Genomic DNA, 18,305 nt, shown 5'->3' on the forward strand with positions numbered 1-18,305 from the left:
TCCTTCTCGCAGAGTTAGTCGGAACCGGACAACACCGCTTGGGCCGCGGCCCCGGGCGCATCGGATGTCGGCGTCAGCTGGATGCGGGTCAGCCCGTCCAATTCGCTCACGAAGTCCGCCAAGAGTTCCTCGGCCGCAGGCGTTGCCGTCGTCGCGACGGCGACCGCCAAACTTGGCACGGCGGTGCCGAGCAACTTGGCCTTCAGTGTCTCCAGTTTTGCCACGGCCGGGCGGCCAGTGACTGCCGCGCCAACGCGGTACCACGACCAGACGAGGCGCCCCTCCCGGTCCATCGGCCCCCGCAAACGCAGGTACTGCGGCGCCGGGAGGCCGGCGACGATGCCGTCACTGGCCTGACCGCGCTTCTGCACACTCGTTTCCGGATCGCCCAGGAGGCTGTTGCGCGAGGAGACGAGTTCGGCCCCGGGGCGGTCATAGGCGTAGTAGGCGACGAACAAGGTCACCTGCCGGGCCCCATCCCGGTAGACCCAAGCGGCCTGCTGATCGGCGCCACGGAAGTCGCCGCGCCAGTCCACCGGTGCATCATCAACGCGCTGCCAGGACCCGAGGCGGTCGGGCACGTCCAGCGCCCGCGCTTCGGCCACCGGGGGCGAGGACGCCCAGCCGGCATAGGCGCGCAACACGACCAGGATCGCAATGCCGGCCACGCCTACGGCGGACAGTCCGCGCCAGGCGGAAGCGGACGCGGGTGCACCGGCGTCGGCATTCTTCGACGTAGGCACGAGCTGTCCAAGCCCCATGGCGCCGTCATCACGCAGCCAGACGGCGAGCGCGATCAGGATCAGCGTCACCAGACTCAGAAAAATGCCGCCATAGATCAGGTGGTCGACATCGACGGCGATCTCGAAATCGCTGAGGTAGGCCAGCATGATGATGCCATAGGCGCGGAGCACGTTGGCGCCGATCGGCACCGCGATCGACAACGCGACGAACAGCACCCGCTTCCACCAGGCCGTAAACAACAGGTCGCAGACCAGCAGGCCAAGCGCGATGCACGCCAAGAGGTAGCGCGCGCCCGCGCACGCCTCCGCAACCAGGAACGCGCCGCCAGGTACCTGAATCCGCCAGTTCTCCAGATAGACCGGCACACCGCTCATCCGCACCAGCGGCACGGTGTACTCCGCCGTCAGGGTCTGCAGCGGGGCGACCGCGAAGTCGCCGAACGGCACAGCCAGCAGCAGATAGGCCAACGGAAAAGCGACCGCCCAGGTGATCCGCCAGCCGAACACCGCCAGCACGCTCGCCTGCAGCAGCCCCACCAGGGCGAAGTGCTGCAGCAGATTGACATTGGCGAGCGTACCGACCAGCCATACCAGCCCCGCGCCCAACATGAGCGCGAGCCCGGAGGCGGCCGGCTGGACCGGCAGGCACGTCAGCAGCGGCCAACGCCGCCAGACGAGATAGCCCACGATCGGCACGATCAGAAAACCGTGCCCGTAGGTCGCCGAGTTGCTCCACACGCCAACGATGCTGGCCGTGGTCTCGTGCAGCGCCAGCAGGATGATCGCAGCCAGCGCCAGCCAGACCAGCCCGGCCCGGCGGAGCGGGGAGATCGGCGCAGCGGCGAGGCCGTGGGTCGGACCAAGGGTGGTCATCGTGCTGGAACCTTCGAGAACGGCCGGAACGAACGGGAGCTAGCCGAGTTCGCGCGCGATCGGCGGACCCAGGGTATTGGCGAGCGCACACGGCAGGCGTTGCCAGGTGCGGATCCGGCGCGCGTACTTCGGGTTCAGCGGGTTCACCTCCGCGACTTCCGTGCCACGCACCAGATGCGTGTCGTAGGTCAGCGGCTCCGGCGTGAAGCCCCAGTTTTTCTTGAAGGCATACGCGCCGGTGCCGGTCTTGCTGCGGCCGAAGTCGAAGGAGGTACAGCCCTGGTCGGCGGCCCGGCGCATGACTTCCCAGTACATGAAGTCGTTTGCCGCCAGCCCGCGTGCGTCGGCCGTGCCGCCGCCGTAGTACGGCAACACCTCGCCCTTGTAGTAGAACGACATCACCGCACTGACCGGCCGGCCTTCATGGGTGATCAGCAGCGTCTCGCAGGCCGGTCCGAACGCCTCCTGCAAAAGCCGGGGATAGCGGCGCGTGAACACCGGGGTGCCCAGATTCCGCACGCTTTCGGCGTAAACTTGGAAGAAGGCCTCGGTGTCGGCGGCAACTTCGGACGCAAGGCCGAAGCCGATCGCCTTGCGCACCATCGCCCGCTGCTTGCGCGGGATCGCCTTCATGTTGGCGTCGTGGTCGGCCGTGATCGGCTTGCGGAAGGTGACGTAGAGGTCGTCACGGCGGTGCCAGCCGGCCGCCGGCGGCGTCTCCGCCGCCCCCGCCCCCAATCGGTATTCCAGGTGGTGCACGCCCAGACGGTCGGCCAACGACAGCGCGGCCGCGTCGAGCTGCCGGCGCACCTCCCCATCAGTGGCAAGCGGTCCGCCGGTGACGCAGAAGGCGTTGGCCACCAGCGCGCTCGGGAACAGGCGGTTCTTGAGATGCGTCAGCGGCAGAACGCCGACCAACTCACCGCCGCGCCAGGCGGCCAGCCGATGCCCGCGCTGGCGGAAAGCGCGCTCGATCACCGGCTTCCAGGCGGACAGATGGAAGAAGGTGCCCTGCGGATGCGCCCTGACGAAGGCGTCCCAGGTCGCCTCCTCTCCGGGCGCCAGCTCCGCGACCGTAACCGACCGACGCTCGCTCACGACGCTGCCTCCAGCGCCGGCGCCAATGCTGCGCGCGCGGTTGTCGCCGAAGCCCGATCGACCGGGAACACCCGGTCCATCCGGTCCCAGGCGAAGCTCCGGCACAGCACTTCCAGGCGAGGCTGCATGCGCTTGAGGTTGAGGTAGTGACGGAAGCGCGCGCGGGCGCTCAGTCCGGTCACGCGCGGCTGGTCGGGATCGACCTCCCAGGGATGGAAGTAGAAGACGCAGGCCTCCCGGTCCCGGTCCGTGACCCGGCGCATCGCGCGGGTCGACAGGCCGACCGGCAGCAGCCGGAAGTAGCCGCCGCCGGCGCACGGCACACGTCGGCCGGCGACCTCCGCCGTGGTCAGCGGAATCTCCAGGAAACCGTCGTCGTCGAACGGACGGTAGGCGAAGCGCGGCGCTTCCGGCATGCCGTAGTGGTCGGTGCTGAGCGGAAACACGCTGGAGGAATAGCGGTAACCTTCCGCCCGCAACACCTCATGCGCCCAGGGCGTGCGCGCATCGATCGAAAAGCTGGGCGCGCGGTAGCCGGTTACGGCGACGCCGGCGACATCCTCCAGCAGCCGTTTGCTGTCCCCCACGTCGGCGCGGAATTCGGCCGGGCTCAAGGTGTGGACGCGCTGGTGCAAGCTGCCATGGCTGGCCAACTCATGGCCCGCAGCCACGATATCGCGCACCAGGTTCGGATGCCGCGCAGCAACCCAACCCAGGGTGAAGAAGGTCGCGCGCACGCCGTGGCGGTCGAACAGCTCCAGCACCCGGCGCGTGTTCGCGGCGACGCGCGAGGGATGGCGGTCCCAGTCGGTGCGCTTGACCACCGGCGCCATGGCGGACACCTGGAAATGCTCCTCGACGTCGACGCTCATCGCATGGGCACGGGGGCCGGCAAGGGCAGTGGCATCAACGGCCCAGCTGGCGCGGCGGGACATCAGTGCCGCTCCCGTTCACGGCCATCAAGACCGCCATCGTGCGACAGCACGTCGACGATCCGGGCAATCTTGGCCTTGCACGCCGCCAACTCGGTGCGCAGTTGCGCCACGGTCGCGCTCAGCGTCGCCGGATCGCTTGGTGGCGACGCGGCGATTTCGCTCGACAGACCTGCACGGTCGTCAATCGCCGATCCGCCATGCCCGTGGCCGTTCTGCGCAGCCGGCGCGCCATCGAAAGCAAGATCGGGGTGCGCGTGACCGTTCACGGCGACCACGACGGGTCGCTGCGGCTGTGCGCGAGGGGCCTCGGCCGGAGCGGTGTCGGCGTCGAGCCCAGTTTCCTCAGGCCCGACTTCTTCAGGCCCGACGCCTTCGGGCGCCGCGTCCTCGACCGCATCGACCAGTTCCAGTGGCTCCAATGCGGCCTCGGACAGCTCCACCGCCGCCGCGCGCACCCGCTGCGCGGCCGAGGTCGCCTGGGACTCTGCCTGCGCACCGGGCGCGTCGGCCTGCAGGCATTCCGCGCGCATTTCCTGGATCACCTCGGCCAGTGCCGGACCATCCAGCTCGTGACGGTCTTCCAGGAAGCCATAGAGCAGCGCGCGGTCGCACAGACGGTTGATCTTGCGCGGCACACCGCCGGTTTCAGCCGCGATCTCCGCCAGCGCCTCCGGCGTGAACAGCGGCAGGCCGGCGTAGCCCGCGTGCTTCAGGCGATAGCCGATGTAGGCGGGCACGTCCTCCGGCGCGAGCGGCGCCAAATGATAGGACGCGATCACGCGCTGACGGATCTGCTCGGTATCCGGCTGGGCCAAGCGCTCGCGGAATTCCGGCTGACCGACCAGCAGGGTCTGCAGCAGTGGATGCTCGGCGTCCTGGAAGTTGGAGAGCATACGCAGCTCTTCCAGCGATTCCTGGGAGAGATTCTGCACCTCGTCGACGATCAGTAGCGTGCGCCTGCCCTCTGCCCGGGTGGCCAGCAGGAAGCGCTCCAGGTCGCGCAGCAGTCCCGCCTTGGTCGGCGCATTTTCCGGCAGCCCCAGACGGTAGGCGATCAGCCCCAGCAGGTTCTCGGCGCCCAGCTGGGTGGTATTGATCCGGGCCACCACCGCATCCGCGAAGCGGCCGCCGGCCAGCAGATGCTCCAACAGGGTCGTCTTGCCCGCACCGACCGCGCCGGTGACAACGACGAACCCCTCACTCTTCGACAGGCCGTAGATGATCGTCGCGCGCGCGCGGCTGTGGCCGTGGCTTTCGAAGAAGAAGCGCACGTCCGGGGTGATCTGGAAGGGCAGATGCGTCAGGCCATAATGTTCGAGGTACATCCGCAATCGGTCCAGCGGTTGGGAACGGGACGGCGGGCCGTGAGGCTCAGGGCGCGGCGTACTTGTAGTAGGGCGTGCGCACCCGCCCGCGGCCGCGGTTCTTGTTGAGCACGATCTGCGGTTCCAGATCGGCCGGCATCTGCTCGAGCGCGTCGTCGATCGTGGCCCGGTCGGTGCGGTCCGCCTCGACGACGAACACGACCTGACCGGCGTACTCGCTCAAAATCGCCGTACCGGAATCGGCCAGCACCGGGGCGGAATCGATGATCACCAAGCGGTCGGGATAGCGGGTCGATAGTTCGTCGACGATCTGCCCCATGCGCTGACTGCCCACCAACTCGCTCGCAAGCTCGCGGTTCTGGCCGGAGGGGATCAGCGACAGCCGCTCGAGGTCCGTGCGCAACAACACCTCGGAAAGATCGCGCGACGGATCGGCAACGATGTCCAGAAGGCCCGCCTGTTCGTGCACGCCCATGCGGGTCAACAGGTCCGGTCGCCCGAAATCGCCATCGATCAGTACGACCCGCAGGTCGTATTCGCACGCCAAGCTCATCGCCAGGTTCAGGGAAATGAAGCTCTTGCCCTCGCCCGGCTGCGAACTGGTGACCAGGATGACGTTGCTACGCGCCCGGGTGCCCTTGCGAAACCGATGCAGCAGGCTGCGCTTGACCATCCGCATCTGTTCGGCAAGCGCACTGGTCATGGTTGCCGGCGTCAGGTAGCCCTTGGCCTGTAGCCATGCGAAGTCCAGCGTGACGGTTTGCGACTTGCGTGGCGACATTTGCTGGTTCGACGCGGCGTCCCGCTGGCCGTCCACAGCCGGGTCGGTCGGTCGCTGCGCCGCGGCCTCCGCGCGCTCCGCCAAGGTCGGCTTGGGCGCGGCATGACCATTCGTCCGGGCCGCATCGAGGCGTTCGGCCGCCCGCTCGATCAACCACAGACGGTCAGCGGTTTTGTGCGCAACACGGTCGGTCGGCGTTTGCTCGGTCATTTTGCCATCTCGCTTGTCAGGCGCGCCGTGCGTACCGCGCGGCCGGGTCAAATCACTCACTGGAGGCCCCGATCGTTCCGGACTGAACACCATCGACCGTGCTGGCGAGCACGTTCTTGAGCGCCGCGGGTGTCATCTGGCTCTGCGTCAGGTTGCCGAGCCCGACCTTGGCCTCGACCAGCTGCAGCGCCCCGAACAGGCCGAGGAAACCGACCAGCGCCACGCAGAGTCCCAGGTTGCTGATCAGCCGGCGGACGGCGTAGCGGCGGTCGCGCAACTTGGTGACGACGCCAATCACCGGCAGGTCGAAGTCGCGCCGCAGATGGCTAGAGGTGGCGTAAGTCGTCCTGAAGAATCCGAGGAGGATGGTGAGCCCCACGCCTACGCCGACTGAAACCACCAGCACAGCCGTCATGAACAGGCTGCGCGGCGGGCCGGCCGCGATCGTCGGGATCTGCGGCGGCTCGATGATGCGGAACTGAACGCGGTCGCCCTGCTGCTCGCGGTCGGAGGAGATTTGCGCGGACTCGCGCCGGGTCAGCAGTTCCTCGTACTTGTGCTTCATCACGTCGTAGTCGCGCTTGAGCTTCTGAAGCTGGGCCTCGACCTCGGGCACCTGCTCCAGGCGCGAGGTAATCTGCTCGACCTTGGCGGCGGCATCCGTGACCTGGCGACGCAACGTCTCGACCGTGGCGCGCGTGTCCACCAGCCGGACCCGGAGTTCGCTATAGGTCGGGTTCGGGGTCTGGATCCCACCCGGGGTCAGGGGCGCCTCTCCCCCCGGGCCCGCGACTTGACGCGCCTGCGCATCCAACTCCTGCTGCAGCCCCTCCATCTGCCGCTGAGCGGCCTGTACGTCGGGGTGCTGATCGGTATAGCGGGAGCGCAACTCCTCCAGACGACCACGCAGGGCCATGATCCGGGCTTCTACGCCGGTTGGCGGGCCAGACCCGAATCCCCCCACCTGTTGGGTCAGGGTCTGCGGCGTGCCGGCCAGTTCCTCGGTCAGCAACTTCTCGCGGGCGATCGCGTCGTTGAGCTGGGACCGGCGCAGCGCGAGCTCCGACTGCGCGCTGCTCAACTGGTCTTGAAGCCCGCTCTGCCCCGGCAACAGCGTCATGTTCTGCTGCTTGAAAACGGCAAGCGTGTGTTCTGCGGTATCGAGCTTGTTTTCGTACTCGGCGATCTGCCGGTCCAGAAACGCCTGCGCCGAGTCCATATCCTCGCGATTCCGGCCCAGGTTATTCTGCACGAACATCGTCATCAGCGACTGCACGACTTCGTATGAGCGCTTTTGCTGCGTGTCCGTGTAGGCCAGCGTGAAGATATTGGTCTTGGTGGAATCGACCCGGATACGCTTGCCAAGGGAATTGATCACCGCCTCGAGTTCAGCGGGCGTCTCGGCGGTGAGATCCATATCGGTTTGACGCACCACCTCTGCGAGGTTGGGGCGGGCAAGTAACGTTTCGCGCATCACCGCAAGCTGATGGTCGACATCGTTCTCGACCGCCACACCGCGCAGCAGCGGGTTCAGCACACTCGCCGTATCGACGAAGATCTTGGTCCGTGCCTCATAGGTGTTGGGCAGCGTGGCCACCGCGGCCCAACCGACGAGCGACAGACCGACCGCCGCACCGAACGCGATCCAGCGCCGCTGCCAGACAGCATCGAGGTACTGGTAGATCTGATCCAAGATATCCTGCATTACGACCCTCCCACGGAGCCGCCTGGCGAGACGCCGGCGATCCGGGACGTGCATGAAACCGCGCCGCTGCGCGGACCGGAGCGTTGGTTGCGATCGCGTCTGCCGCGATCCGCGCGTGTTAGAGGTACGTCTCCGGAATGATCAGGATGTCGCCCGGGTAGACGGCGGCATTGGCGTCGATCTCCCCATCGCGCACCAGACTGTCCAGACGGACGCGGTAGGGGGTCTGCTGCCCGTCCGCCGTGCGCACCAGGGTCGCGCGATCGCCCGCCGCGAATTCGGTCAAGCCGCCGACGTTGATCACCACGTCCAGCAGGGTCATCCCGGCGCGGTATGGCATCGCCTGCGGATTGGCCGCCGCGCCGACGACGCGCACCTGCTGCTGGTAGGTGCCGACGAAGCCGGTCATGATCACCGTGACCAGCGGGTCCTGGATATAGGCCGCCAGTTCGGTCTCGATGTCCTTGCCAAGCTCGGTCGGCGTCTTGCCGGCCGCCTCCAGATCCTCGATCAGCGGCACTGTGATCCGCCCGTCGGGACGAACCGCGACCTGAGTCGTCAAGTCGGCATTGCGCCAGACGAAAATCTGCAGCGAGTCCCCCGGTCCAACCCGATAGAGTGGCGCCTCCACGCGCGCCGCCGCTTCTTCCTCGCTCAACGTCCCGACACTGCTGCAGGCGCCGAGCGCAACCGCGCCGACTCCCAGAACAACGCCCGCGAGCGCCCCTTTTCCAAAACGTCGCACGTTATTCACTCCGTAAATTGGAATTTTTCTGAAGGCCATCGTCTCACCACCCTCTATTCACAACAAGCAAGGCCAGCGTTTCATTTGGAGAAACCGTGAATGCTTTTGGGTGATCCGAAATTCGATTTGCGAAACAAGAGATACCCCGTTCGGGTGAGGCGCGACCATCGAGCCGCGTCTCCCCCCGACGACGCGCGTACCGCACACGCTCTCATTGCGGATCGGCACTACGCGCGCTCAGGGCGTCCAGGCGCGGGTGCAGCCGCTCCGGCACGCGGGCGCGGTCCATCCCGGCCAGAATCTCGCGGGCGGTCCCCCCGTTCTTGGCGGATAACAGGGCCTCCGCGTAATTCAGCTGGATTTCCGCATTCTCCGGGGCGGCCGCCGCGGCTTCCGCGAGTCGCTTGACCGCTGTAGAGAGATCGCCACGTGCCAGCGCGATCATGCCCGCCGTGTCGAGGACGTTGGCATTGTCCGGCGCCCGATCCAGCGCGGCTGTAACATGCTCCTGCGCGCCCTCAAGCTGGCCCTGCTCCTTCAGCAGCCAGGCCAGGTTGTTCCGGTAGGCGACAGTCTCCGGCGCCCGCGCGACCAAGCCCTGGTAGACCTCCACCGCAGCCGGCGCATCGCCGTTTGCAATGTAGAGTTCGCCCAGCGTGGCCTCGGTGCTCAGACCGGTCGAATGCGCCGCGCGCCAAGTCTCGATCGCGTCGATCGCGTCGTCGAACCGGCCGACGCGGGTCATCAGGGCCACCAGGTCCGTCAGCCGGGCTTCACTCGGATCGCGCTCGAAGGCTTGGCGGAACGCCTGCTCGGCGGCATCGACATCCTGTTCGACGCTGAGCGCATAGTTCCCGATCAGCACCAGCACGCGGGGGTCTTCGGCATGCGCGGTCTTGAGCTCGTCGATCAGCGCGCCAACCGCCGCCGTTTCCCCACTTTCCAGCAACGCCCTGCCGAGCCGCAGGCTTGGCGCCAGAGCCTCGTCGGACAGCAGGCGCGCCGTCTTGAGCGGCGCCACCGCCTCGGCCGGACGGCCCATGCCGAGCAGCAATTCGCCGATCTGTTGGTAGGCGACCGGATCTTCCGGCTGGATCTCGGTCAGGTGGCGCAACAGAGCGATCGTCTCCTCACGCCGGCCGAGGTTGAGGTTGGCCTGCGCTTGCAGACGCACCAGCTCGGGATCGTCCGCGGCCGCGGCCGGCGCCGTTTCCATGATATCCAGCACCGCCTGCGGGTCGCCCTGCTGCAGGTGGTACCGCGCGATCACCGCCCGGATCCGCAAGTTGTCAGGGTCCAGCGCCAAGGCGCCGCGGAACTCCTCGAACGCCCCCTGCGCATCATTCAACATGGCGTAGGCCCGCGCCGCCTCACGATGGAGGCGGAGGTCCTCCGCTCCAGCCGCCCGGGCCCGCTGGATGGTCTCCAGCGCGGCCTCGGGCGCATCCATCGCCCGCTGCATCTGGGATAGATTGGTGGTCCGGGCGACCGAAGCTGGGGTTTCTTTCTGCAGCGCCGTCATCGCAGCCACAGCCTCGGCACGCGCGCCAGCACCCCACATCACCAGCGCTTCGAGTTCGCGCGGCGTCGCATCGTCAGGCATCTGCGCCTTCAGCTCTTCGACCGCCGTCCGTGCGGCGTCGAACTCCTGGCGCTTGACCATCGCCAGGATTTCGGCGACCCGCGCCCGCAGGTCCTCCGCATCGGGGGCTTCCGGTTCCTGCAGACCGCCCGCCTCGAAATCGTCGTCCGCGATCGTCGCGACCTGCCGTTCGGTGGGATCGGGTTGCGCGTCGACGAACTGTTCGCTTTGCGCTTCGGGGTCGGTGGCCACATTGTCGCGCGCAGCCACCATCCGCTTGGCCGCTGCCTCGGCGCGGGCCAGCATTCCAGCCGCGCGCGCATCGTCCGGGGCAGTACGCACGAACCGCTCCAAGTAATCGCGCGCAAGCACGTAGTTGCCGAGTTCCAGGTTGGCGGCACCGGCCACGAAGACCGCACGCGGCACATTCGGATAGCGGCCGAGCAGGGTTTCCGCCGTCATGCGGGCCTTTTCGTACTGCTCGCGCTCCAGGGCCGCGATGGCGATATAGAGCTGCGCGTCGGGATTCTGCGCGGCGGTTTTCTCCAGCCTGTCCAGCACTTTCCACGCGTACTCCCGGTCACCGGCGTCGAGCGCCAAACTGACCGTCAGCAAGTCCGCCTTGACCGGCCACCACAGTTGCGTGCGCATCCGCTCCAGCGTGGCACGAGCAGCTGGCTTGTCGTTCGACCGCACCTGCCCGAGGGCAAGCAACCAAAGGGCTTGCAGGTCATCCGGCCGCAAATCGAGAACCGTGTGTGCCTGGGCCATCATGTTCTGAGTGTTGCCCCGCTGCGCGGCCACAACGGCCAGGGCGAGGCGCGCGTCCGGATGATCCTCGATCCGCAGGACCTTGAGCGCGAGATCGACCGCCGCGTCCAACTGGCCATCGCCGACGAGAGCCCGCGCCCGCATGGCATAGGGCCCCGGCGCCGCGTCCTCCGGCAGGGGCGCGTCCGCAGCCGGTGCCTTCACCAGATCGAGCACGGCGGCGTTGTCTTGCAGCAGCAGATGCGCACGGGCGCGGCCCATGATCACCTCGGGGGTGTCCAAACCAAGCGCGCTCGCGCGTTCCAACTCCTTCAACGCGGACACCGGGTCGCCCAGTTTCAGATACAGATTTCCGAGCTGATGCCGGACCTCCGCTGTGTCGGGGCGCACCTGCAGGGCGTTCTTCAACTCGATCACAGCGGACTGATACTTGCCGGCCGCGATATGCTCGGCCGCCGCCGCGCGCAGCGCTTCCACCTTCTGTTCGGGAGACTGGCTGTCGCAGGCCGTCAATGCGGCCGCCAACGACAAACACAAGGTGAGCTTTGAAAGTTTAGACGCCATGGTCCTGCCCGCTATTGTTGTAGAGCGCCAAGTTGGCAACATCTTCAGACCAGTTTCCGCGTCGTACGCAGTCGACCGCAAGGCGCTCGCAACACGGCTGCCCCAGAGCGTTTACGTGCCCTGGGCGCACTCCAGGGCGAAGGCGGGCTTTTTCAGCATCCGGCGCAGGCCGTTCGCCCATTCAATGAACGCGGCTTCGGTAAACTCCTTCCGGCCGTCGACGACGAACGTGCCGTCGGCTGCGCGGACGACCTGATAATCGCGGCTGCGCACGAAGTTCACGACGCTGTCGATCGTCTCGCTCGGGCGCTGGATGCGGTAAGCCGAGATGTCGATCGGCTCCACCCGACGCACGTCCGCGTGCCGAGGCCGGCGCCGGCCCTTGCGCTTCGTCTTGGTATGGAGGGTGCGGACGTCCGCTCCGCCTCCCTTCGCCGCAACCGGGCGGTTGGCGGGCTGGGGACGATATTCCGGCGCCACCTCGGAGCGCTTCGGCCGGCTCAGACCCAACCGACGCGCGCGCTCGCGGGTACTGCCCACGGTCCGGCCAATCTTGGCGGCAATCTCCTCTACCGGCCGCCCGGTGCCCCATTCCGCCCGCAGCACCTCTTCGGCGCCTTCGTCCCAGCGGGTCTTGGGGCCGGCACCGCGGCCAACACCGGTACCCCCGCGGGCCTCCTGTGACGACGGGCGCACGGCTGCGGCCCCAGGATCGGCCCGACCGCCCGCTTCTCCGGCCGCCCCGGACGCAGCCTTGGACGCGACCGGCGTCTCGTGATGAGTCGTTTGACGGCGGGTCGGGCCGGCCGGGCGCGGCGCCGTCTCCGTCATGACGACCTTCGGGCGTCCATTGGCCGAACTGACCGTCTTCGACAGGGGCGAGGCTGGCGCCTCCTCATCCTCGGCGACAAAGTCCACGATCCGGCGAGCCGCCTCGATCGCGGCGTCAACATCCCCCATTAGATGTAGACACTGCATAACCACATCGAGTCGAACCTGCTCAATCGGCGTACTCATTAGAACTCATCCCCTACCATCGAATTGAGCGCTGGCCAGATGGCCGACTGTCCAAAAACCTTACACGTGTATAATGGAGATGTGTCTGAAATTATTTACAACTTACTGGGTCATGAGGGGTAATCCATGGGCAGCCAAAGCGCGACGACCCGATGATCAGCGCACTGGCCTTTCTCGCTACCGGATTGGGATTCCTAGGTCTTGCCGCCCTCACGGCCGTACTCGGCTGGGCACGCGGACAGGCCCGGCTGTTGGCGGCGGCGCTGACACTGCACGGGCTCTGGGCCGTAAGCGTCGCCATCGCCAGCCCGGTGAGCTGGATCGCCGAGCCCTACCTCCATTTCGCGCGCGCGCTGGCTTGGATGGTCTTTTTCGCAGGCCTAACCACCACACGTGCGCACCGCACCGACAGCGCGTCCTCGACGCCTGAAGATACCGCCGGCACACACGCCGGCCGACGGACCTGGACCGTCGTCGGACTCCTGGCCGGTATCTTCCTGGGCCTGACGACGCTGGCCTGGGCGGGGGTGCCCGGGGTCTGGCAATTCGTCGCCGCCCTGCAGCTGGTCGCGGGGGTGTTCGTGCTGGCGTTGATCGCCGGGGTGCTGCGCAACTCCGACGAGGCGGCGCGCTGGCATCTGAAATTTCTCTGCTTCCCGCTGGCCGCACTGTTTGCTTACGAGCTGTTCCTGGACGCGCAACTGCTGGGCCTCGGCGTCTGGAGCCAGGAGTTGTTGGAGGTTCAGGCGTTGTTGAACCTGGTGGCCGTTCCGGTGATGGCGTTGGGGGTGCTGCGCGCCCGCTTGTGGCAGCGCCAGCTGCAAATCTCCCACCGGGGCGCGCTCTACTCCACCGCACTGATCGCGAGCGGCCTGTACCTGCTGGTCGTGGCGGCGGTCGCGGTGGCGTTGGGCGGACTGGCGCCCGCCTACCGGCTGCCAGTGCAGGTCGCCTTCCTGTTCCTGACCGTGCTGGCCTTGCTCGCGGTGCTGACGTCGGGCGCGGTCCGGGCTGGGGCGAAACACTTCATCGCGCGTAACTTCTTCACCCGGAAATACGACTATCTGCACGAATGGCAGCGCCTGCTCGCCACACTGGCCGATGACCGCAGCGGCGCTCCGCTGGAAACCCGCCTGATCGAGGCGATCGCGAACCTGGTGGAAGCGCCGGGCGGCGCGCTCTACACCTACGACCCCGGCGCGGGCACGGAGGCGCGCCCGCGTTTGGCGGGCAGCTGGAACTTCCGGCCGGCAAGCCCGCCCGCATTACACCCCGCCGATTTCGAGACCAGCATGCCGTCGCGGGAAGGTCCGGCCGCACCGCAGCCTTTGGACCAGGCCGCGCTTGAAACGCGTGCGCCCGAGGTTTGGCTGGCCGTGCCGTTGGTTCGGGGCGCCACGCTGGTCGGCTTCGTCGCCCTGCCCCGGCCCCGCGCGGCGCGGACGATCGACGCGGAAGACCGCGCCCTGATCGTCATGGCCGCGCAGCACTGCGCCGGCCAGCTGGCCGAGCAACGGATGGCGCAGGCAAGCGCGGAAACTCGACAATTCGAGCGTTTCTCAAGGCACTATGCCTTTGTGGTCCACGACATCAAAAACATCGTGAGTCAACTTGCCTTGCTGCTGAAGAACTTTGAACGCCACGGCCACGATCCGGAATTCCGCGCCGACATGACCGAGACGGTGGCCCATGCCGTGGGCCGGCTGGAAGCGCTAACGGCGCGCATCCAGGGCCTCAAGTCGGGGCTGGATGAAGAGGATCTGACGCCGACCCCGCTCGCCGAGTTGTTACAGACCCGGGTGCACAGCCTGAACCGGGAGGGCGGCTCATCGGTCGAGTTGCATGTCGACCCGGCCGCCAGCGAGCTCACCGCCCGACTGCCGCACGCGCGCTTCACCGCCGTGATCGACCACCTGATCGCCAACGCCCGGGAGGCGGTGGCCGATCCCGCCGCCGAGAGGTCCGGCGCGCCCGTGCGCGTGGAACTGGGGGCAAGCGAGACGGCGGCGGTGATCGATGTGGTCGACCGCGGCTGCGGCATGTCGCCAAGCTTCGTCGACCAGGAACTGTTCAAGCCGTTCCGGTCGACCAAGTCGGGCGGCCTTGGCATGGGCGCCTATCAGTGCCGCGAACTGGCGCGCGAACTGGGCGGTGACCTGGAAGCCCTCAGCACCCCCGGCGCCGGCACCACGATGCGTCTGAGCGTGCCGTACCTTCGCGCGGCGCCGAGCGCGCCGCCCTCGCATGACGAACCTCTGGAGACTGCGTCGTGAACGACCAAAAGCCCTGCCTTCTGATCGTCGATGACGACCCCGGCCTGCGCAAGCAGCTGCGCTGGGCGTTCGACGGGCACACGGTCGACCTGGCGGAAGACCGGCGCAGCGCGCTCGCCGCACACGCCCGCAACCCAAGCGATGTCGTCCTGCTCGACCTCGGCATGCCACCCGACGTGGACGGCCCGAGCGAGGGCCTGGCCACCCTGCAGGAAATCCTCGACCGTGCGCCGCACACCAAGGTCATCGTGATGACCGGCCAGCGCGAGCGGGCCTATGCGCTCAAGGCGATCGCGCTGGGCGCCTACGACTACTACGAAAAGCCGGTGCAGCTGGAGGAGATCGCGCTGATCGTCGACCGCGCCTTTCGCTTGGCTGCCCTGGAGGCGGAGAACCGCAGCCTGCAGGAAAACGCCGGCGCGGCCGTGGACGGCGTGATCACCTGCAACCCGGCGATGCAGGCCACCTGCCAACAGATCGCCCGGTTCGCCCGGGCGGACCTGAGCGTGTTGATCGTGGGCGAGAGCGGCACCGGCAAGGAGCTGCTCGCCCGCGGGCTGCACCAGATGGCCGGCGGCACGCGCAAGGGCGAGTACGTCGGCCTGAACTGCGCGGCGATCCCGGAGAACCTGCTGGAAAGCGAGCTGTTCGGCTACGAGAAGGGGGCCTTCACCGGCGCGCACAAGACCAACCCGGGACGGATCGAACAGGCCCAGAACGGCACCCTGATGCTGGACGAACTGGGCGACCTGAGCCTGCCGCTGCAGGTCAAGCTGTTGCGGGTGCTGCAGGAACGCAGTTTCGAGCGGGTCGGTGGGCGCAAGTCGATCCCGTTCGACACCCGCATTGTCTCCGCCACCAACCGGGACCTGACCGCGATGGTGGCCGAGGGCACCTTCCGGGAAGACCTGTATTTCCGTCTGGCGGAAGCGGTCGTCCACGTCCCCGCGCTACGCGAGCGTCCTGAGGATATCCTGCTGATCGCCCAGCACTTCCTGGCGCAGTGGTGCCAGGAGCAGAAATTGGCGGCGCGCAGCTTTTCGGCGGAAGCGCTGGAGGCATTGAACAACCACACCTGGCCCGGCAACGTCCGCGAACTGCAAAGCCGGATCAAGCGCGCGGCCGTCGCGGCCGACCGCGTGATCACGGCGGAAGACCTCGGCCTCGCCGCCGCGCCGGTAATCGACGTCGAGAGCCTGAAGACGATCCGCGGCCGGGCGGAGCGGGAAGCCGTGCGCCGCGCGCTGGCGCAGTCGGAGGGCAACATCTCGGAAGCCGCCCGATTGCTCGACGTCAGCCGGCCAACCCTGTACCAGCTGCTGCGCGAACAGGGGTTGCGTTAGCAAAGCAACCACACTGACCGGCCCGTTGCCGGGTCATGGGCGCGGCTGTAGGGTGACGGCTAACCCCCGTCCCCTGCATGGCCGAGTTCTGCTGGCATGCCCCCTTCCGCCACCATGTCGCCCACCCCCGGCGCCGACGAGCCAATCCCGCTGTTCGACCCGCGCAGGCAATACCAACGCCTGCAGACGGAGATCGACGCGCGGGTCGCGGCGGTGCTGGCGCATGGCGCCTACGTCAACGGCCCCGAAATCGCCGAGCTGGAAGATGCGCTGTGCCGCAGCACCGGCGCGACGGCGTGCGTCGCCTGCGCCAACGGCACCGACGCGCTGGTGATGAGCCTGCTGGCCCACGGGATCGGCCCGGGCGATGCGGTGTTCGTCCCCGCCTTCACCTATGTCGCCACCGCCGGCGCCGTCCGCCTTGCCGGCGCTACACCAGTGTTCTGCGACGTGCTGGAAGCGACCGCGAACCTGGATCCAACCGACCTCGACCGGCAAGCGGCGCGGGTGCGCAAGAGCGGGACCCTGAGACTGCGGGCGGTGCTGCCCGTCGATCTGTACGGCCTGCCCGCCGACTACGCTGGGGTGCAATCGGTCGCCGACGATCATGATCTGCTGGTGATCGCCGACGCCGCGCAGTCGATGGGCGCCGCACGCGAAGGCGTGGCGGTCGGCGCGCTCGCACCCACGACGACAGTCTCCTTCTTCCCGACCAAGCCGCTCGGGTGCGCGGGCGACGGCGGTGCGATCCTGACCAGCGACGGCGCGCTGGCCGAGCGACTACGACTGCTGCGCACCCACGGCACGGATGCCAGTCGCACCGCCGTCGCACTCGGCATGAACAACCGGCTGGACACGCTGCAAGCGGCAATCCTGCTGGCCAAGCTGCCGCATCTGACGACCGAGCGGGCGCACCGCGAGCAGCTTGCCCAACGCTACGACGACCTGCTGGCGAAGGCCGTCGAGCCCGCGCCGCGGGACCCTGGCTGCACCAGCGCCTGGGCGCTCTACACCCTGCGCAGCGAGCGGCGCGACGCCATCCAGCAAGCGCTCTCCGACCAGCAGATCGGGGCGGGCGTCTACTATCATGCGCCCGTGCACCTGCATCCGGCCTACCAGGCGTTCGGCGACGGCCCCGGCAGCCTACCGGTCAGCGAGCGGCTGGCGGCGCGCGTTCTGAGCCTGCCGCTGACCGCCGAGATGACGGAGGCCCAGGTGACGCGCGTCGCCCAGGCGGTGTGCGCGGCGGTGGCCGGTTGACCGCGCGCCGCTATCGGATCGCCGCCATCCCCGGCGACGGCATCGGCGCGGAAGTCGTCGAGGCCGGGCTGGAGGTGCTGCAGGCGCTGGCCACGCGCGACGGCGGCTTTGCCCTCGACGTGACCCGCTACGACTGGGGCAGCGCCCGCTACAAGCAAACCGGGGCGATGATGCCGGCCGACGGCCTCGACCAGCTGCGCGACGCCCATGCCATCTATTTCGGCGCGGTCGGCGACCCGGGGGTGCCGGATCACGTGACGCTGTGGGGCCTGCGGCTCAAGATCTGTCAGGGGTTCGACCAGTACGCCAACATTCGCCCGGCGCGCGTGCTACCGGGCATCACCCCGCCGCTGCGCACCGCAGGCGCGGAAGCGATCGACTGGATGATCGTGCGCGAGAACAGCGAGGGCGAATACGCCGGCGCGGGCGGACGGGTCCATCAGGGCCACCCGGAAGAAGTCGGCACCGAGGTCGCGGTGTTCACCCGCAAGGGCGTCGAGCGGGTGATGCGCCAAGCCTTCGAAATCGCCCGCAACCGCCCAGCGAAACACCTAACCTGCGTGACCAAGTCGAACGCCCAACGCCACGGCATGGTGCTGTGGGACGAGGTGTTCGCGACCGTCGCGGCGGACTATCCGGACGTCGCCACCGACAAGGTGCTGGTCGACGCCATGACCACGCGCATGGTGCTCAAGCCCGCGACGATCGACACGGTGGTCGCGACCAACCTGCAGGCCGACATCCTGTCCGACCTCGCCGCCGCCTTGACCGGCAGCCTGGGCGTCGCGCCGACCGCCAACCTGAACCCGGAACGCGCCTACCCCTCGATGTTCGAGCCGATCCACGGCAGCGGCTTCGACATCGCGGGCCAGGGCATCGCCAATCCGGTCGGCGCCTTCTGGACCGCGGCAATGCTGCTGGAGCATCTGGGCGAGCGCGAGCCCGCGCACGCTCTGATCACCGCCGTCGAACAGACACTTGCGACCGGCGCGGCGTTCACCCCTGACCTGGGCGGCGACGCCACCACGCGTGCCGTCACCGACCGTGTGATCGCCGCGATCCAGGGCGCGAACGCGTGAA

Annotated in this window: 13 protein-coding genes; 4 read left to right on the forward strand and 9 right to left on the reverse strand. The window is 67.9% G+C overall.

All coding sequences use genetic code 11. The annotated features are described in order from the left end of the window. Positions 1-14: 14 nt before the first annotated feature. From xrtA to RHOSA_RS0119175, 9 genes are all read right to left on the reverse strand, one after another. On the reverse strand, positions 15-1,616 hold the full coding sequence (gene xrtA, locus RHOSA_RS24520; protein WP_051432358.1) for an exosortase A: 1,602 nt from the start codon (positions 1,614-1,616) through the stop codon (positions 15-17). A 39-nt stretch (positions 1,617-1,655) separates the two neighbouring features. Beyond that, positions 1,656-2,714, reverse strand: a complete 1,059-nt coding sequence (locus tag RHOSA_RS0119140; protein WP_027289916.1) for a FemAB family XrtA/PEP-CTERM system-associated protein — start codon at positions 2,712-2,714, stop codon at positions 1,656-1,658. Continuing rightward, a complete protein-coding gene (locus RHOSA_RS23785) occupies positions 2,711-3,649 on the reverse strand; it encodes an XrtA system polysaccharide deacetylase (protein WP_051432359.1) in 939 nt (312 codons plus the stop codon). Before RHOSA_RS23785 ends, RHOSA_RS0119140 begins: the two co-directional genes overlap by 4 nt. Continuing rightward, a complete protein-coding gene (locus RHOSA_RS24525) occupies positions 3,649-4,974 on the reverse strand; it encodes an ExeA family protein (RefSeq protein ID WP_051432360.1) in 1,326 nt (441 codons plus the stop codon). The genes RHOSA_RS23785 and RHOSA_RS24525 overlap by 1 nt, the downstream gene beginning before the upstream one ends. A 46-nt stretch (positions 4,975-5,020) precedes the next feature. Continuing rightward, the gene (locus RHOSA_RS23795; protein WP_051432361.1) at positions 5,021-5,965 is read right to left on the reverse strand and encodes an AAA family ATPase; all 945 of its coding nucleotides are present in this window, start codon (positions 5,963-5,965) and stop codon (positions 5,021-5,023) included. A 52-nt stretch (positions 5,966-6,017) separates the two neighbouring features. Next, the gene (locus RHOSA_RS0119160) at positions 6,018-7,670 is read right to left on the reverse strand and encodes an XrtA system polysaccharide chain length determinant (RefSeq protein ID WP_027289917.1); all 1,653 of its coding nucleotides are present in this window, start codon (positions 7,668-7,670) and stop codon (positions 6,018-6,020) included. Between the two features lie 118 nt (positions 7,671-7,788). Continuing rightward, positions 7,789-8,415 (reverse strand): XrtA/PEP-CTERM system exopolysaccharide export protein, encoded by a 627-nt coding sequence (locus tag RHOSA_RS0119165; protein ID WP_027289918.1) that lies wholly within the window; start codon positions 8,413-8,415, stop codon positions 7,789-7,791. A gap of 211 nt (positions 8,416-8,626) precedes the next feature. Further along, positions 8,627-11,332, reverse strand: a complete 2,706-nt coding sequence (locus RHOSA_RS0119170; RefSeq protein ID WP_169816668.1) for a tetratricopeptide repeat protein — start codon at positions 11,330-11,332, stop codon at positions 8,627-8,629. Positions 11,333-11,443: 111 nt separating this feature from the next. Further along, positions 11,444-12,349, reverse strand: a complete 906-nt coding sequence (locus tag RHOSA_RS0119175) for a hypothetical protein (RefSeq protein ID WP_156092858.1) — start codon at positions 12,347-12,349, stop codon at positions 11,444-11,446. 152 nt (positions 12,350-12,501) lie between these two features. On the opposite strand from RHOSA_RS0119175, the gene prsK reads away from it, so the two are divergent. From prsK to RHOSA_RS0119195, 4 genes are all read left to right on the forward strand, one after another. Continuing rightward, positions 12,502-14,622 (forward strand): XrtA/PEP-CTERM system histidine kinase PrsK, encoded by a 2,121-nt coding sequence (gene prsK / locus RHOSA_RS0119180; RefSeq protein WP_027289921.1) that lies wholly within the window; start codon positions 12,502-12,504, stop codon positions 14,620-14,622. Beyond that, the gene (gene prsR, locus RHOSA_RS0119185) at positions 14,619-15,965 is read left to right on the forward strand and encodes a PEP-CTERM-box response regulator transcription factor (protein ID WP_027289922.1); all 1,347 of its coding nucleotides are present in this window, start codon (positions 14,619-14,621) and stop codon (positions 15,963-15,965) included. Before prsK ends, prsR begins: the two co-directional genes overlap by 4 nt. Positions 15,966-16,061: 96 nt before the next feature. Further along, positions 16,062-17,225: a DegT/DnrJ/EryC1/StrS family aminotransferase gene (locus RHOSA_RS0119190; RefSeq protein ID WP_081728871.1), complete on the forward strand. Its 1,164-nt coding sequence runs from the start codon at positions 16,062-16,064 to the stop codon at positions 17,223-17,225. Continuing rightward, positions 17,222-18,304 (forward strand): tartrate dehydrogenase, encoded by a 1,083-nt coding sequence (locus RHOSA_RS0119195; RefSeq protein ID WP_037259218.1) that lies wholly within the window; start codon positions 17,222-17,224, stop codon positions 18,302-18,304. The genes RHOSA_RS0119190 and RHOSA_RS0119195 overlap by 4 nt, the downstream gene beginning before the upstream one ends. Position 18,305: the final 1 nt, after the last annotated feature.

This window comes from Rhodovibrio salinarum DSM 9154, from assembly GCF_000515255.1.
Taxonomy (GTDB): domain Bacteria; phylum Pseudomonadota; class Alphaproteobacteria; order Kiloniellales; family Rhodovibrionaceae; genus Rhodovibrio; species Rhodovibrio salinarum.

Bases quoted from the DNA above. Each gene is read 5' to 3' on its own strand.
- xrtA (WP_051432358.1), bottom strand. From the start codon at position 1,616: ATGACCACCCTTGGTCCGACCCACGGCCTCGCCGCTGCGCCGATCTCC.
- RHOSA_RS23785 (WP_051432359.1), bottom strand. From the start codon at position 3,649: ATGTCCCGCCGCGCCAGCTGGGCCGTTGATGCCACTGCCCTTGCCGGC.
- RHOSA_RS24525 (WP_051432360.1), bottom strand. From the start codon at position 4,974: ATGTACCTCGAACATTATGGCCTGACGCATCTGCCCTTCCAGATCACC.
- RHOSA_RS23795 (WP_051432361.1), bottom strand. From the start codon at position 5,965: ATGACCGAGCAAACGCCGACCGACCGTGTTGCGCACAAAACCGCTGAC.
- RHOSA_RS0119160 (WP_027289917.1), bottom strand. From the start codon at position 7,670: ATGCAGGATATCTTGGATCAGATCTACCAGTACCTCGATGCTGTCTGG.
- RHOSA_RS0119170 (WP_169816668.1), bottom strand. From the start codon at position 11,332: ATGGCGTCTAAACTTTCAAAGCTCACCTTGTGTTTGTCGTTGGCGGCC.
- RHOSA_RS0119175 (WP_156092858.1), bottom strand. From the start codon at position 12,349: ATGAGTACGCCGATTGAGCAGGTTCGACTCGATGTGGTTATGCAGTGT.
- prsK (WP_027289921.1), top strand. From the start codon at position 12,502: ATGATCAGCGCACTGGCCTTTCTCGCTACCGGATTGGGATTCCTAGGT.
- RHOSA_RS0119190 (WP_081728871.1), top strand. From the start codon at position 16,062: ATGCCCCCTTCCGCCACCATGTCGCCCACCCCCGGCGCCGACGAGCCA.